The organism is Xanthomonas sp. Leaf148 (assembly GCF_001423585.1).
Taxonomy (GTDB): Bacteria; Pseudomonadota; Gammaproteobacteria; order Xanthomonadales; family Xanthomonadaceae; genus Xanthomonas.
The window spans coordinates 611,340-624,925 of the sequence record NZ_LMOP01000008.1; the positions used below are offsets into that span (position 1 = coordinate 611,340).

At 64.0% G+C, this 13,586-nt stretch carries 12 protein-coding genes and 2 other RNA genes; 10 read left to right on the forward strand and 4 right to left on the reverse strand.

Annotated elements, in window-relative coordinates; all coding sequences use genetic code 11:
• Positions 1–232: 232 nt before the first annotated feature.
• Positions 233–1,129, reverse strand: a complete 897-nt coding sequence (locus ASF90_RS07340; RefSeq protein WP_055847865.1) for a LysR family transcriptional regulator — start codon at positions 1,127–1,129, stop codon at positions 233–235.
• A gap of 106 nt (positions 1,130–1,235) precedes the next feature.
• On the opposite strand from ASF90_RS07340, the gene ASF90_RS07345 reads away from it, so the two are divergent.
• The 4 genes from ASF90_RS07345 to ASF90_RS07360 all read left to right on the forward strand — a co-directional run bounded on the left by ASF90_RS07345 (position 1,236) and on the right by ASF90_RS07360 (position 5,870).
• A complete protein-coding gene (locus ASF90_RS07345) occupies positions 1,236–1,646 on the forward strand; it encodes a DoxX family protein (protein WP_055847868.1) in 411 nt (136 codons plus the stop codon).
• A 39-nt stretch (positions 1,647–1,685) separates the two neighbouring features.
• A complete protein-coding gene (locus ASF90_RS07350; protein WP_055847870.1) occupies positions 1,686–2,492 on the forward strand; it encodes a class III extradiol ring-cleavage dioxygenase in 807 nt (268 codons plus the stop codon).
• Between the two features lie 360 nt (positions 2,493–2,852).
• Positions 2,853–4,097: a putative DNA modification/repair radical SAM protein gene (locus tag ASF90_RS07355; RefSeq protein ID WP_055847872.1), complete on the forward strand. Its 1,245-nt coding sequence runs from the start codon at positions 2,853–2,855 to the stop codon at positions 4,095–4,097.
• 333 nt (positions 4,098–4,430) lie between these two features.
• Positions 4,431–5,870 carry a UdgX family uracil-DNA binding protein gene (locus ASF90_RS07360; RefSeq protein ID WP_055847875.1) on the forward strand — a complete coding sequence of 480 codons (1,440 nt, stop codon included), beginning with the start codon at positions 4,431–4,433 and terminating at the stop codon, positions 5,868–5,870.
• A gap of 300 nt (positions 5,871–6,170) precedes the next feature.
• Here the strand turns inward: ASF90_RS07360 and ASF90_RS07365 are convergent, their stop codons facing one another.
• Complete coding sequence (locus ASF90_RS07365; RefSeq protein WP_055847877.1) at positions 6,171–6,728, reverse strand: fasciclin domain-containing protein; 558 nt, start codon at positions 6,726–6,728, stop codon at positions 6,171–6,173.
• A 322-nt stretch (positions 6,729–7,050) separates the two neighbouring features.
• Here ASF90_RS07365 and ASF90_RS21730 point away from each other — a divergent pair.
• The 5 genes from ASF90_RS21730 (at position 7,051) to ASF90_RS07385 (ending at position 12,031) form a co-directional block, all read left to right on the forward strand.
• A non-coding RNA gene (locus ASF90_RS21730) (sX9 sRNA) lies at positions 7,051–7,126 on the forward strand.
• A 141-nt stretch (positions 7,127–7,267) separates the two neighbouring features.
• A complete protein-coding gene (locus ASF90_RS07370; protein WP_236699222.1) occupies positions 7,268–7,909 on the forward strand; it encodes a hypothetical protein in 642 nt (213 codons plus the stop codon).
• A gap of 499 nt (positions 7,910–8,408) precedes the next feature.
• A complete protein-coding gene (locus ASF90_RS07375; protein WP_055847883.1) occupies positions 8,409–10,046 on the forward strand; it encodes a Na+/H+ antiporter in 1,638 nt (545 codons plus the stop codon).
• Between the two features lie 282 nt (positions 10,047–10,328).
• Positions 10,329–11,273, forward strand: a complete 945-nt coding sequence (locus tag ASF90_RS07380) for an ABC transporter ATP-binding protein (protein WP_055847885.1) — start codon at positions 10,329–10,331, stop codon at positions 11,271–11,273.
• Positions 11,270–12,031, forward strand: coding sequence for an ABC transporter permease (locus ASF90_RS07385; RefSeq protein WP_055847888.1), 762 nt, complete (start codon positions 11,270–11,272; stop codon positions 12,029–12,031). Before ASF90_RS07380 ends, ASF90_RS07385 begins: the two co-directional genes overlap by 4 nt.
• Positions 12,032–12,377: 346 nt before the next feature.
• Here ASF90_RS07385 and ASF90_RS07390 read toward each other — a convergent pair whose 3' ends face one another.
• Positions 12,378–12,644, reverse strand: a complete 267-nt coding sequence (locus ASF90_RS07390) for a DUF3297 family protein (RefSeq protein ID WP_055847890.1) — start codon at positions 12,642–12,644, stop codon at positions 12,378–12,380.
• Positions 12,645–12,808: 164 nt separating this feature from the next.
• Between ASF90_RS07390 and ASF90_RS07395 the strand changes: the two genes are divergently transcribed.
• Positions 12,809–13,360 (forward strand): hypothetical protein, encoded by a 552-nt coding sequence (locus ASF90_RS07395; RefSeq protein ID WP_055847893.1) that lies wholly within the window; start codon positions 12,809–12,811, stop codon positions 13,358–13,360.
• 4 nt (positions 13,361–13,364) lie between these two features.
• Here the strand turns inward: ASF90_RS07395 and ASF90_RS21735 are convergent.
• Positions 13,365–13,440, reverse strand: a non-coding RNA gene (locus ASF90_RS21735) — sX9 sRNA.
• Positions 13,441–13,586: the final 146 nt, after the last annotated feature.

Consider the following 13,586-nt stretch of genomic DNA (forward strand, 5'->3'; position numbering starts at 1 on the left):
TTGCCGCGGCCGCTTGGGGCGGCCAATACAACCACTGCACAGCCACCGGGCAGGCGCAGCCGGCGTTCTGTGCTCACATGTCCTGGTTCTGAGCGCGCCACCCACACCAACGTAGGATTGCTGACGCGTGTTGCCGGCCGCCGCTTTAGCCAGTCGCCGGCGCTAGGTGCGGCGTGTGCCAGGCGCGCTGCCACACCAACCGACGATAGCTGACGCGTGTTGCCGACCGCGCTTAGCCGGCCGCCGGCTCGGCCAGGCATTCGAGCAGGTAGTCGATGAAGCTGCGCACCTTCGGCGCCAGATGGCTGCGGCTGGCGTACACCGCAAAGATGCCGATCTCGCCGAGTTGGTAGTCGGGCAGGATGCGCAGCAGGCGACCGCTGGCGATATGCGCATCGGCCAGGAAGTCCGGTTGCATCACGATGCCCTGGCCGGCCAGCGCCGCCGCATTGAGCACGTGGCCGTTGTTGGCGCGCAGCCCGCCGTGGATGCGTACATCGACATCGCCGTCCGGGCCATGGAAGCGCAGCTCGTCGCCGCTGGGCGAGTATTGGTACAGCAGACATTCGTGGCCGGCCAGGTCGGACGGATGCTTCGGCGTACCGGCGCGCGCCAGATACGCCGGCGCTGCGCAGGGCAGCAGCCGAACCTTGCCCAGTTGCCGCGCGATCAGCATCGGCGCCGGCTGGCGGGTGATGCGGATGGCCACATCGAAGCCTTCTTCGACCATATCGACCAGGCGATCGGTCAGCGACAGGTCCAGCTCCACCTGCGGGTAGCGTGCGCGAAAGCCGGGCAGCAGCGCGCCCAGACGCTCGATCCCATAGCTCACCGGCGCATTGACTCGCAGCACACCGGACGGCTCCAGCGCCTGCGCGCCGATGGTGGCTTCCAGGTCGTCCAGATCGGCCAGCAACTGCAGGCAACGCTGGTAGTACGCCGTGCCGGCGCTAGTCAGGCTGACCCGGCGCGTGGTGCGGTTGAGCAGGCGCGTGCCCAGGCGTTGTTCAAGCGCGGCGACCTGGCGGGTGACGTTGGCGGTGGAACGGTCCAGCGCATCGGCGGCGGCGCTGAAGCCGCTGCGTTCGGCCACCGCGGTGAACACACGCATCGCATCGAGGGTATCCATGGCCGTTCCGATTGTTTCTTTGGTTGCAATAAATTATCCGAATCCGATGTATTTATCAGATTTTAGTAAGTAATAGGCTGTGTGGGTCCTCAACGGAGTGCCCGTCATGTCCACCCACCTCGCACCGCCTGGGACTGCTGCCTACGGCGCGGCACTGCTGCGTATCAGCCTGGGCGCCCTGTTTCTGGTGCATGGTCTGACCAAGCTGTTGGTGTTCACCCCGGCCGGCACCGTGGGCTACTTCCAGTCGCTCGGCCTGCCCGCCGCGCTGGCCTATCTCAGCATGGCGCTGGAACTCGGCCTGGGCCTGGCGTTGCTGTTGGGCCTTTACGCACGCTGGGTGGCGCTGCTCGGCGTGCCGCTGCTGCTGGGCACCATCGTCAGCGTGCATGGCGCCAACGGGTTCGGTTTCTCCAACCCGGGTGGCGGTTGGGAGTATCCGGCGCTGTGGGCGGTGTTACTGATCGTGCAGTCGCTGCTGGGCGATGGCGCGCTTGCGCTGAAGCCGGCGCGCTGAAGCCTGTCATTTTGAAGCCTGTCATATAAGGAGACACGCATGAGCCGCATGCCATCGTTGTACATCTCGCATGGATCGCCGATGACGGCGTTGCAGCCTGGCCAGGTCGGGCTGCGCCTGGAAGAACTGCGGCAGCTGCTGCCACGGCCGCGCGCGATCGTCGTCGCCACCGCGCACTGGCTGGGCCGTCGCCCGCTGGTCAGCGCTGCCGCGCGGCCGGCGACGATTCACGACTTCGGCGGTTTTCCTGCGCCGTTATACGAGTTGGAGTATCCCGCGCCCGGGGAGCCTGCGCTGGCGCAGCAGATCACCCGCCGCCTGGAACAGGCCGGCCTGCATCCGCAGCTGGACCCGCAACGCGGCTTCGATCACGGCGTGTGGGTGCCGCTGCGCTTGCTGTACCCGGCGGCCGACATCCCGGTGGTGTCGGTGTCGATCCAGCCCGAACTCGGCCCTGCCCACCAGTTTGCGGTGGGGCGCGCGCTGGCACCGCTGCGCGACGACGGCGTGCTGGTGATCGGCTCGGGCAGCATCACCCACAACCTGCACGATTTTCGCCACGGGTATAGCGTGGAGCGCGAGGCGCCGTATGTGCGCCCCTTCATCGAATGGACCGAGCGCAAACTGCTGGAAAACGACATCCCCGCGCTGCTCGACTATCGCCGACAGGCGCCGTATGCCGAGCGCGCGCATCCCAGCGACGAGCACCTGTTGCCGCTCTATGTCGCGATGGGTGCGGCCGGTGGCGACCAACTCGGCGCGCAGCGGATCGATGCCGGGATCGACCTGGGCTTTCTGGCGATGGATCTATATCGCTTCGACGGTGATGCCGCGATTGCCGCTTGATCGGGTTGTGAAGGCAGTGCCGCTAACGCGGCGGCACTGGAGCACTAAGGGCGGCACTTTGACACACGGCGGTAACGGCGTGACTGCCGTGCCGCAGCGTTGGGTGCAGTAGTGCTACGCCGCAGCGATAAGCGCATTCGGCCGTACCGCAGCGCTGACGACATCACCGCGGCACCGTAGTGTTGAGGCATCACCACAACACCGCAGTGCTGAGGCATGACTACAACACCTCAGTGCTGAGGCATCACTACAACACCGCAGCGTTGAGGCATCACCGCTGCCCCGCAGCGCTCTGAAGCATTCACGATCTGCTGCGGTGCAGTCTCATAGGCTGAGACGCCCTGGCTGCATGCTGCCCGCTTGAAAATCCTCGACAAGCTCGCCGTCCTCGCCGACGCCGCCAAATACGATGCCTCGTGCGCCTCCAGTGGGGCGAACAAGCGCAATTCGCTCGGTACCGGCGGGATCGGCAGTACCGAGGGCATGGGCATCTGCCACTCGTACACGCCCGATGGCCGCTGCGTGTCGCTGCTGAAGATATTGCTGACCAACTTCTGCATCTTTGACTGCGCTTACTGCGTCAATCGCGTGTCCAGCAATGTGCGCCGCGCGCGCTTCACGCCTGAAGAAGTGGTCACGCTGACGCTGGATTTCTACAAGCGCAATTACATCGAAGGCCTGTTCCTGTCCAGCGGCATCATCCGCAACTCCGACTACACCATGGAACAGCTGGTGGAAGTGGCGCGGCAGTTGCGCGAGGTGCATCGTTTTGCCGGCTACATCCATCTCAAGACCATTCCCGACGCCGCGCCCGAGCTGCTGGCTGCGGCTGGCCGCTATGCGGACCGTCTGAGCATCAATGTGGAGTTGCCGACCGAGCAGGGCCTGACCTTGCTGGCGCCGGAAAAAAGCGTTGGCGGCATTCGGTCGGCGATGGGCGAGCTACGTTGGCGCATCGAAGAAAACCAGCTGGAGCGCAAGGCCGAAAAGGTGCGCCGGGCCAAGCCGCCGCGCTTTGCGCCGGCAGGCCAGAGCACGCAGATGATCGTTGGCGCCGACGATGCCAACGACCGCGCCATCTTGGACACCAGCCACAATCTCTACGGCAATTACCGCATGCGGCGGGTGTATTACTCGGCCTTCAGCCCGATCCCGGATGCATCGTCCAAGCTGCCGCTGCAGGCGCCGCCGTTGCAGCGCGAGCATCGGCTGTATCAGGCCGATTGGTTGCTGCGGTTCTACGAATTTTCGGTAGAGGAAATCGCGCCTGCACAATCCAGCGGCATGCTGGACCTGGACGTGGACCCCAAGCTGGCCTGGGCGCTACGTAACCCGGAGCGGTTTCCGGTGGATCTGAATGTAGCGCCGCGTGAGATGTTGTTGCGGGTGCCAGGGTTGGGTACCCGCAATGTGGAGCGGCTGCTGTTGTCGCGCCGGCATGCACGGTTGCGGGTGGGCGATCTGGCGCGGCTGCGGGTGCCGATGAAGAAGCTGCTGCCGTTTGTGAGTGTGCTGGATCATCATCCAAGACAGCGCCTGGACGATCCGGCACGGTTACGTGCGCAGTTGGCGCCCGCACCGCGGCAGGCAAGTTTGTTCGATTGATGCTCCTGCCTTCTCCTATCGGGAGAAGCTGCCCGAAGGGCGGATGAGGGTGCGCCCGCAGGTATGAGCTGGACGTTCTTGATGGCTGCCACGAATCTCCAACTTCGGTCGCCGAATTCCTGCTCCAAGCGTTTGGGTACCTTGCGGCGCGGGTGATGTGTCTTGGCAGACGTCACCAAAACCGCCATCGCCCGATGCGATCCTGCGCGGGAGCGACAAAGCGATAGCAGCGATAACAACTGAAAAAAAGCAGCAGTAAAGATGCAAGACACAACCAGAGTGCCGGCGACGAAGCGACAGCCGGATCGGAAATCTTGAGGTCAGGTATACGTAATGTTCAGCGCTGAGGTCGAACCACCGTGGAGTTTCGAGGCGTGGCGTGCGTTGGCGCGGGCGGGGTGGTGTGCGCAGGTGGAACCGGACGATGTGGCATGGAACGGTGGGGCGCAGGGTGGGTTGTTGATGGGGCAGGGGTTGCTGGAGTTGCCGCTGACCGTGCCGCCGCCGCGGGTGTCGGCGGACTTCATGCAGCTGGCTGCATCGGTATTGTGTCATCGCGATCCACAGCGGCACGCGGTGCTGTATCGGTTGTTGTGGCGAATCGCTTCTGGCGAAAAGGCGCTGCTGGAGCGCGCCACCGATGTGGATGTACACCGGCTTCGGCAATGGCAAAAGGCGGTGCAGCGCGATACGCACAAGATGAAGGCATTCGTGCGCTTTCGGCGTTTGCCTGGAGAAGAGGAAGATTTTGTGGCCTGGTTCGAACCCGAGCATTGCATCGTGGATCGGGTGGCGCCGTTCTTCGCGCGGCGGTTTGCCGGCATGCAGTGGGCGATCCTCACGCCATACCGCAGCGTGCGCTGGGATGGCGAGGCGTTGTCGTTTGGCGATGCGGCGGTACGGTCGCAGGTGCCGGCCGACGACGCGCAGGAAACCCTGTGGCGCACGTACTACGCGCACATCTTCAATCCTGCGCGGCTCAACCCCACCATGATGCGGCAGGAAATGCCGCAGAAATACTGGAAAAACCTGCCCGAAGCGGCGCTGTTGCCGGAGTTGATCCGCGAGGCGGGTGTGCGCGTACGCGAGATGGCCGAGCGTGCGCCCGAGCCGGTGCGGCGGCGCGTGCCAGCGGCGCCCGCGCCCGCCGTGGAAGTTGCAACGCAAAGTCTGGCGCAGTTACGCACGGCCGCGCGCGACTGTCGCCGCTGCGAGCTGTGGCAACCGGCGACGCAAACGGTGTTTGGCGAAGGGCCGGACGATGCATCGGTGATGGTCATCGGTGAACAGCCCGGCGACGAAGAGGATCTCAGCGGGCGTCCGTTCGTGGGCCCGGCCGGGCGTCTGTTCACCATGGCGCTCGACGAACTGGGCGTGGATCGCCAGGCCTTCTACGTGACCAATGCGGTCAAGCATTTTCGTTTCGAGCAACGCGGCAAGCGGCGCCTGCATCGCAATCCGGAGCGTGCGCATGTGCAGGCATGCAGTGGCTGGCTGCAGGCCGAGCGCGCGCAGCTGCGGCCCGCACACATCGTTTGTCTGGGAGCGACTGCGGCACAGGCAGTACTGGGGCGGGGCTTTCGTTTGATGCAGCAGCGTGGGCAGTGGCAACGGCTGGGCGACGGCACGCCGGTACTGGCGACGGTGCATCCGTCTTGGGTGCTGCGACAAGGCTCCGAGGCGGCGCGCGAGGAAGGTTATCGCGGCTTTGTGGAGGACCTGCGGCTATTGTTGGCGCCGCCGAGTGCGGCAAGCGATCTGGCCAAGGCATAAAAAAAGCGCGTGCAAATGCACGCGCATGGTGTCGGAGAACAAGCCACCAAGAGAGGTCGCCGGCATGCCGGCGACCTCGTTACCGCCGCTTCGCGGTTGGGTCGCGCGTCTTGCAACTGCACGCGCATGAATCGGCGCGTCGATGGGCCAGTGGACACGACCAACTCGTGCCCACAACGATCGCCCACCGACGCCATGCAATCACGCATCAGCGAATGCGTCGCTAAGCGCCCACCGACGAACATGCGAGCCGTTTGCGTCGGTGGGAAAGCCGGGCATGCGCCAGCGACGTGCCTGCAGTTACGGCATCAGCACCTTGTCGATCACATGGATCACGCCATTGCTCTGGTTGACGTCGGCAATGGTGACGGTGGCGGTGTTGCCCTTGGCGTCGGTGAGTGTGACTTTCTTGCCATTGAGCTTTGCGGTCAGCGGCTCGCCCTGCACGGTGGTCAGCGTGGCACTACCGCCCCCGGCCTTGATCTTGGCGATCAACGAGGCCGCGTCCACCTTGCCCGGTACCACGTGGTAGGTGAGCACCTTGGTCAGCATCGGCTTGGATTCGGGCTTCAGCAGCGTGTCCACCGTGCCGGCCGGCAATGCGGCAAACGCAGCATTGGTCGGGGCGAAGACGGTGAACGGGCCCGGGCCCTTCAAGGTGTCGACCAGGCCAGCCGCTTTGACGGCTGCCACCAGGGTGGTGTGATCCTTGGAGTTGACCGCGTTGTCGACGATGTCCTTGGTCGCCAGCATCGGCGCGCCACCCACCATCGGATTGGACGCAGCGTAAGCGGGAGCCATCGCGCTGGTGAGGGCAATAGCGGTGGCAATGGCAAGCGACTGGAATGAGGTCTTCATGAGGCATCGATCCTTTGGGTGAGCGATTACCTGGATGGCAATCGTGGATCTTGATACGCGGCCAGATGCGGCGCGGATGCATCACGTGGTTTTTACATAAGGATGCTGCGCTGCACCGTTGTCATAATCCCCAGTAGCAAACCGCGATCGAATGGTCCGTGGTTGAGTCTGTTCGATCAGCAATGCCCGCACATTCCGACCGACGGTTGAAAAACTCCTTGGCGAAACTGCAATGCAGGACGCGCGATCCGGCTGTCACTAAGAGCAGCTAACCAACCGACGGTGCAGCTGCCAGGCGGACACGGCCAGTGCTCGGTGCGGCATGTGCCACGCGCACACTGCGGTTTCTCCGCGCCGTCCATACCCACCCGACAATTGCTCGCTCCGCGTTGTTAGCCACTCTAATTCCAGCGGCGTCGCCGCTATCGCATGACCTCCCTAATGCTGCACGAATGTTCGCGATTGGAAAAAGCGACATCGGTCAGTGCGATTAGTCTTGACGCCCTTGCGTGATAATCCTTTCTAAGGCGCTGTAGACCATGAAGTCCCAAAATAGTGAATTCAATCGACTGGTGCTGCCGACAGTGTGGGTGGCAGGCGCGCTGGCGTTATTCGGCATTGCACACGCTTCAGCCGTCACGCCAACGCCTGCGCCATCAGCGACCGCTGCAGTCCCTGCGAGTGACAGTTATCGACCAGGGCAGAAATGGATTGTGCCGGGGGAGTGGGAATTCACGGTTGATTCTGCGCGCGTGGCCAAGGTGAAGATTCCCAACCACGGCGGCGGCTCGTGGGTTCCCACGCAAGTGATCCTGCTGACCTATAGTTACAAGAACATCGGATTCGACGACAGCGCTAATTACAAGGACGGCGGCCCGTCGACGCTGGCGTTTTCGAAAGCGCATATCGACGTGTCCGATGCCAACGATGCGGACAACGGCGGCGCAGGCAATTACCCCGTGCGTATCAAGCTCGTCGGAGACGCTGACGGTCAGGCGCCCGGGCAGGAGATGCTGGGCGCGCAATGGCCGTACGCCTTCAAAAAGAAGGTCACGGCGGTCAAGGTGACGGTGAGTCACTACGACTCCAAGCTGAAACTGCATGAAGCGACCTTCCTGGTCCCGGTCGAGGGCGCTCGGCAATCGACGCCGCACGCAAACAGGCACGTGCACCACAGCTGATCCTCGGTCGGCCAATCTGCGCGCGCATGCCGTCGGCATGCGTCGCATCGTGAACGATCACGTTGCCGGCTGCGTTCGACGGCACTGCGTTCCAGGCGACCGAGCGACTGTTGGCGTTGGCGATGGATCTATCGCCTGCCCATTCCCATTCCCACTGCCCACTGCCCGCAACGCGCAGGCGCAGGCGCATTGACTGGCCTGTCGCTGCGCCACGATGGCGCAGCGGTCCATCGTCCTACAGGCCATCTGTCTTGACGAAGCACCGCCGCATCGTTGTGTCGTCCTGTCCGTCCGGCAGCCACAGTGGCTGATCGATGCACACCCGCCACAGCGCTGCAGCACCACACCCCTGTGGCGGCCATGCACAGGACCACGCCCAGGCCCAGGCGGTGCAGTGGTTTCATCACCGGTTGCAAACCGGTATGGTCCCGTCAGTACGTGGTTGTGCGTCGCAATATGACGATGCCGCACGTACGGCCGTTTCTTCTTCCGGGTTTTTATGCATTCGATCGATGTCGTCCTCGCCATGTTGCTGGCGGTCGCGGCCAGCGGTTATCTGATCCGCATCCTGCCGTTCTCGCTGCCGTTGCCGCTGGTCCAGATCGCGCTAGGCGCGGTGGTCTCCGGTGTGTTCGATGCGGGGCACGAGCTGGAGCCGGAGCTGTTCTTCCTGTTGTTCCTGCCGCCGCTGCTGTTCCTGGACGGCTGGCGCATTCCCAAACAAGGCCTGTTCCGCGACAAGGCGGCGATCCTGGAGCTGGCGCTGGGCCTGGTGGTGTTCACGGTGGTCGGGGCGGGGTTGCTGATCCATTGGCTGATCCCGGCGATGCCGTTGGCGGTGGCGTTTGCATTGGCGGCGATCATCTCGCCGACCGACCCGGTGGCGGTGTCGTCGATCGCCTCCAAGGTGCCGATCCCCAAGCGCCTGATGCACATCCTGGAAGGCGAGTCGCTGCTCAACGACGCTTCGGGCCTGGTGTGCTTCCAGTTCGCGGTGGCTGCGGTGCTCACCGGCACTTTCTCGGTGGCGACCGCTTCGCTGACCTTCTTGTGGGTGGCGCTGGCCGGGCTGGCACTGGGCGTGGCCACTACCTTTGGGCTGAGCCGGATCCAGGCCTGGATCTGGCGTCACTTCGGCGAAGAACCCGGTTCGGCGATCCTGGTTAACCTGCTCACGCCGTTTGCCGCCTACCTGCTGGCCGAAGCCTTCCACGCCTCCGGCATCCTGGCTGCGGTCGCGGCCGGCATCACCATGAGCTACGTGGAAATGGCCGGCAACGCACCGGGCAACATGCGGCTGCAGCGTTCGGCGGTGTGGGACACGGTGCAGTTCACCTTCAACGGCATCATCTTCGTGCTGCTGGGCGAGCAGTTGCCGGGCATCCTGGATGGCGCAGTGCGCAGCGTGCAGGAGGCCGGGCACCTCAATCCCTGGTGGCTGGCGGTATATGTGGCCACCATCAGCACCAGCCTGATGGCGTTGCGCTTTGTGTGGGTATTTTTGTCGCTGCGCTGGAACATCTTCAAGGCGCAGCGGCGCGGCGAGCAGCATGTCAGCCCGCCGTGGCGGATTGTGGTGGCGGTGTCGCTGGCGGGCGTACGCGGCGCGATCACCCTGGCCGGCGTGCTGACGCTACCGTTGATGCTGGAAGATGGCTCGCCATTTCCGGCCCGCCAGCTGGCGATCTTCCTGGCCGCCTCGGTGATCCTGGTGTCGTTGCTGGTGGCCAGCGTGGCACTGCCGCCCCTGCTGCGCGGACTGGAATTGCCGGAAGAAGAAGACGAGCAGCAGAAAGAAGACCTGGCGGTGAAGGCGGCCTCGCAGGCAGCGCTGGAGGCAGTGGAAAAGCTGCGTCAGCGACTGGTGGAAGACAGTGCCCATGCCGAGCGCTACAACGCCGCCGCCAACCAGGTCAGCCAACGCTACCAACGCAAGCTGGGCGCAGTGGACATGGCCGAAACCGACCCTGAAGAAGCCGGTGCTTACGAGCAGGCCTTGCGCCAATTCCGGCACGCGGCCTTGGTGGCCGAACGGAACGAGTTGTTCAAGCTTGCGCGCCGTCGCGAGATCTCCGACGACCTGTCGCGCAGGCTGGTGCGCAATCTGGATTTGATCGAGTCACGTAAGCGGGCTTGAGGAACGGGACTAGGGCGTCGGGAGTAGGAATTCGCAAGAGCCGGGCAACGGCACGCCGGTCGTAGGAGCGCACCTGGGCGCGACTGAGCCGTACGTGTGGATGCGCGCGGTGAAGCGGGAATCGTATGAGCACCCGCACCCGCACCCACACCCACACCCACACCCACACCCACACCCACTCCCGCCATCACGGCGCCTCGGGAGACACCATCCCATCTGCCCCCCTCCCATCGTCACGGCACACCGCCTACCCTGGGCGCTTATCGTTTCCGTACAAAACCCATGACGCCCATCGTTTCCATCCAGGGATTGAGCAAGACCTACGCCGGTGGTTTCCAGGCCCTCAAACAGGTGGATCTGGACATCCAGCGCGGCGAAATCTTCGCGCTGCTCGGCCCCAACGGTGCCGGCAAGACCACCTTGATCAGCATCATCTGCGGGCTGATCAACCCCAGCACCGGCAGCGTACTGGCCGATGGCCACGACATCGTGCGCGACTATCGCGCCGCGCGTGCCAGCATCGGGCTGGTGCCGCAGGAACTGGCCACCGACGCGTTCGAAACGGTGTGGGCCACGGTGCGTTTCAGTCGCGGCCTGTTCGGCAAGCCGGCAAATCCGCAGTACCTGGAAACCGTGTTGCGCGAGCTCTCGCTGTGGGACAAGCGCAACAACAAGATTTCCACGCTGTCCGGCGGCATGAAGCGGCGCGTGTTGATCGCCAAGGCGCTGGCGCATGAGCCGCGGATTCTGTTTCTGGACGAGCCCACCGCCGGTGTGGACGTGGAACTGCGTCACGACATGTGGCAGATGGTGCGGCGCCTGCGCGAGCAGGGCACCACCATCATCCTGACCACCCACTACATCGAGGAGGCCGAAGACATGGCCGACCGCGTCGGCGTCATCAATCGCGGCGAGCTGGTGCTGGTGGAAGACAAGCACACGCTGATGCGCAAGCTCGGCAAAAAGCAGCTCACGCTAAGCCTGCAATCGCCATTGCACACGCTGCCCGCTGCGTTGGCAGACTTGCCGCTGGAACTGTCGGCCGATGGCAACAGCCTGATCTACACCTTTGACACCCAGGCCGAGCAGACCGGCATCGGTGCGTTGTTGCGCCGACTCAACGAGCACGGCATCGACTTCAAGGACCTGCATTCCAGCGAGAGTTCGCTGGAAGAAATCTTCGTCAACCTGGTGCATGGCGCACGCAACGCGGAGGTGCGCGCATGAACCGGCATGCGATTGCAGCGATCTATCGTTTCGAAATGGCGCGCGCCTTCCGCACGCTCACTCAGTCGATCGCCTCGCCGGTGCTCTCGACCTCGCTGTATTTCGTGGTCTTCGGCGCGGCCATCGGCTCGCGCATGGGCGATATCGACGGCATCAGCTACGGCGCCTTCATCATTCCCGGGCTGGTGATGCTGTCGCTGCTCAACGAGAGCATTTCCAACGCCTCGTTCGGCATCTATATGCCGCGTTGGGCCGGCACTATCTACGAGGTGTTGTCCGCGCCGGTGGCGTGGTGGGAAATCGTGATCGGCTATGTGGGCGCTGCGGCGACCAAGTCGGTGATGCTGGGTTTGTTGATCCTGCTCACCGCGCGCCTGTTCGTGCCGTATGAAATCGCCCACCCGGTGTGGATGCTGGGCTTTCTGGTGCTCACCGCGCTGACTTTCAGCCTGTTCGGTTTCATCATCGGCATCTGGGCCAACGGCTTTGAAAAGCTGCAGGTGATCCCGCTGATGGTGGTGACGCCGCTGACCTTCCTGGGCGGCAGTTTCTATTCGATCAACATGCTGCCGCCGTTGTGGCAGAAGGTCACCTTGTTCAACCCGGTGGTGTATCTGATCAGCGGTTTCCGCTGGAGCTTTTACGGCAAGGCCGACGTGCATATCGCGGTGAGCACCGGCATGACGTTGCTGTTTCTAGTGGTGTGCCTGGGCGTGGTGGCGGCGATCTTCCGTAGTGGTTATCGGCTCAAGGCTTGAGTGCAGTGGTTTTGTCGGCTGCATCCTGGTGGGTGCGGTCGGAAGCCCAGGTCAAACGCTGGAGTGGGTCGAGTGCGCGGTGCCCGCGCCGCTTGCGGGACACGCCGTGAATCCGTCCGTGGAGGCTCGGTGGCGGCATCCATGCCGCCACACGGTCCCGCAAGCGGCGAGGACACCGCACCGTCGCGGGACCTTACGCGGCATGGATGCCGCGTAAGAGCCTCCAGGGACGGATTCACGGCGTGTCCCGCGATGGTGGGCGGGCAAGGGCCCTGCAGCAAACTCGCAGCTCAGCAGCTGAGCAGCTCTGCAATAGAACAGCTTGAAGTAGTGTGGTCGGCCGCTCTTACTCGGCAGCAGGCTGGGCGTCGCTCTTGGTGTCCAGGAAGTAGGCCACCACCTCACCCTTGACCTTCATCGTCATCGGGTTGCCGCGGCGGTCGCGCGCCTTGCCGACCTGCACCTTGATCCAGCCTTCGCTCACCGAGTATTCCTCCACGTTGTCGCGTTCGACCCCGTTGAAGCGCACGCCGATACCGCGATTGAGGACGTCGGCATCGTGGAACGGGCTGCGTGGGTCGATGGCCAGATGATCGGGAGGGGTATCGCTCATGGGAAAGGCGTCATGACGGACCGGGATAGCCGTCTTCGGCCGCACAGGATACGGGCCTGTGCCGGGAAGACCAGCCCTGATGCCACAGACGCGCTCGCCCGCCGGTTTGCTTGCGCCGCGTGAGGCGTCACACTTCGCACCTGCAATCCTTGAGCGAGACCGCCATGCCCGACAACAGTGCCGATTACGAAGACGACGAAGGCTTGCCGCCCGAGACCGACGAAGACGATGTCGACGACCATCCGGCGCGGGTCTGGAATCTGCTGGTGCTGATCAACCCGGGCGACGAAGACACCGCACTGGGGCAGTTCGACGCCTGGCGCGAAACGCAGGCCGAGGCGGACGACGATGAGGGCGACGATGCCTGGCTGTGGGCGCTGAAGGACGCGATCGACTGGCGCTCGGGGTTTTATGTCGACTGGAAGGATACCGATTCGTTCATTGCCGCCATCGACGAACTGAGCGCGCGCTGGAACCTGCGCATCGCGTGGGGCGGCGATCTGGACGATGAAGACTTCGCCAACGGCCTTGGCGTGCCCGACCTGATGGCGGTGGCGTTCGACCGCCTGCGCGAGCATGGCTATTCGCTGTGGAACTGGAACACCGGCGGCGATGCCTATGCTGGCTGGATCGCGCTGAGTCGCGACGACGAGGCGATGCTGGCACTGACCTCGCTGCTGGACGTGGAAGTGCGGCTGGGCAACGAGGCGTTCTAAGAGCGGCGAACACAACGTAGCGAGCAGTCGTCGGGTGGGTGTGGACGGCGTGGAGGAACCGGAGCGTACGCGTGGTCCATGCTGCACCGAGCACCGAGCACCGAGCACCGGCCGCACCCGCACCCGCACCCGCCTGGCGGTGAGCACGGTCCTCTTGTTAGCTGCTGCAAGCCAGCCGCACGCCTGGTACCGGAGGTGGCGTGTACCACCTCCGACACGCTTGCCG

What these genes read in the sequence shown, in the direction of transcription:
- ASF90_RS07395 (WP_055847893.1), top strand. Translation starts at nt 12,809, where the DNA reads ATGCCCGACAACAGTGCCGATTACGAAGACGACGAAGGCTTGCCGCCC.
- ASF90_RS07370 (WP_236699222.1), top strand. Translation starts at nt 7,268, where the DNA reads ATGAAGTCCCAAAATAGTGAATTCAATCGACTGGTGCTGCCGACAGTG.
- ASF90_RS07345 (WP_055847868.1), top strand. Translation starts at nt 1,236, where the DNA reads ATGTCCACCCACCTCGCACCGCCTGGGACTGCTGCCTACGGCGCGGCA.
- ASF90_RS07375 (WP_055847883.1), top strand. Translation starts at nt 8,409, where the DNA reads ATGCATTCGATCGATGTCGTCCTCGCCATGTTGCTGGCGGTCGCGGCC.
- ASF90_RS07380 (WP_055847885.1), top strand. Translation starts at nt 10,329, where the DNA reads ATGACGCCCATCGTTTCCATCCAGGGATTGAGCAAGACCTACGCCGGT.
- ASF90_RS07340 (WP_055847865.1), bottom strand. Translation starts at nt 1,129, where the DNA reads ATGGATACCCTCGATGCGATGCGTGTGTTCACCGCGGTGGCCGAACGC.
- ASF90_RS07385 (WP_055847888.1), top strand. Translation starts at nt 11,270, where the DNA reads ATGAACCGGCATGCGATTGCAGCGATCTATCGTTTCGAAATGGCGCGC.
- ASF90_RS07350 (WP_055847870.1), top strand. Translation starts at nt 1,686, where the DNA reads ATGAGCCGCATGCCATCGTTGTACATCTCGCATGGATCGCCGATGACG.
- ASF90_RS07390 (WP_055847890.1), bottom strand. Translation starts at nt 12,644, where the DNA reads ATGAGCGATACCCCTCCCGATCATCTGGCCATCGACCCACGCAGCCCG.
- ASF90_RS07365 (WP_055847877.1), bottom strand. Translation starts at nt 6,728, where the DNA reads ATGAAGACCTCATTCCAGTCGCTTGCCATTGCCACCGCTATTGCCCTC.
- ASF90_RS07360 (WP_055847875.1), top strand. Translation starts at nt 4,431, where the DNA reads ATGTTCAGCGCTGAGGTCGAACCACCGTGGAGTTTCGAGGCGTGGCGT.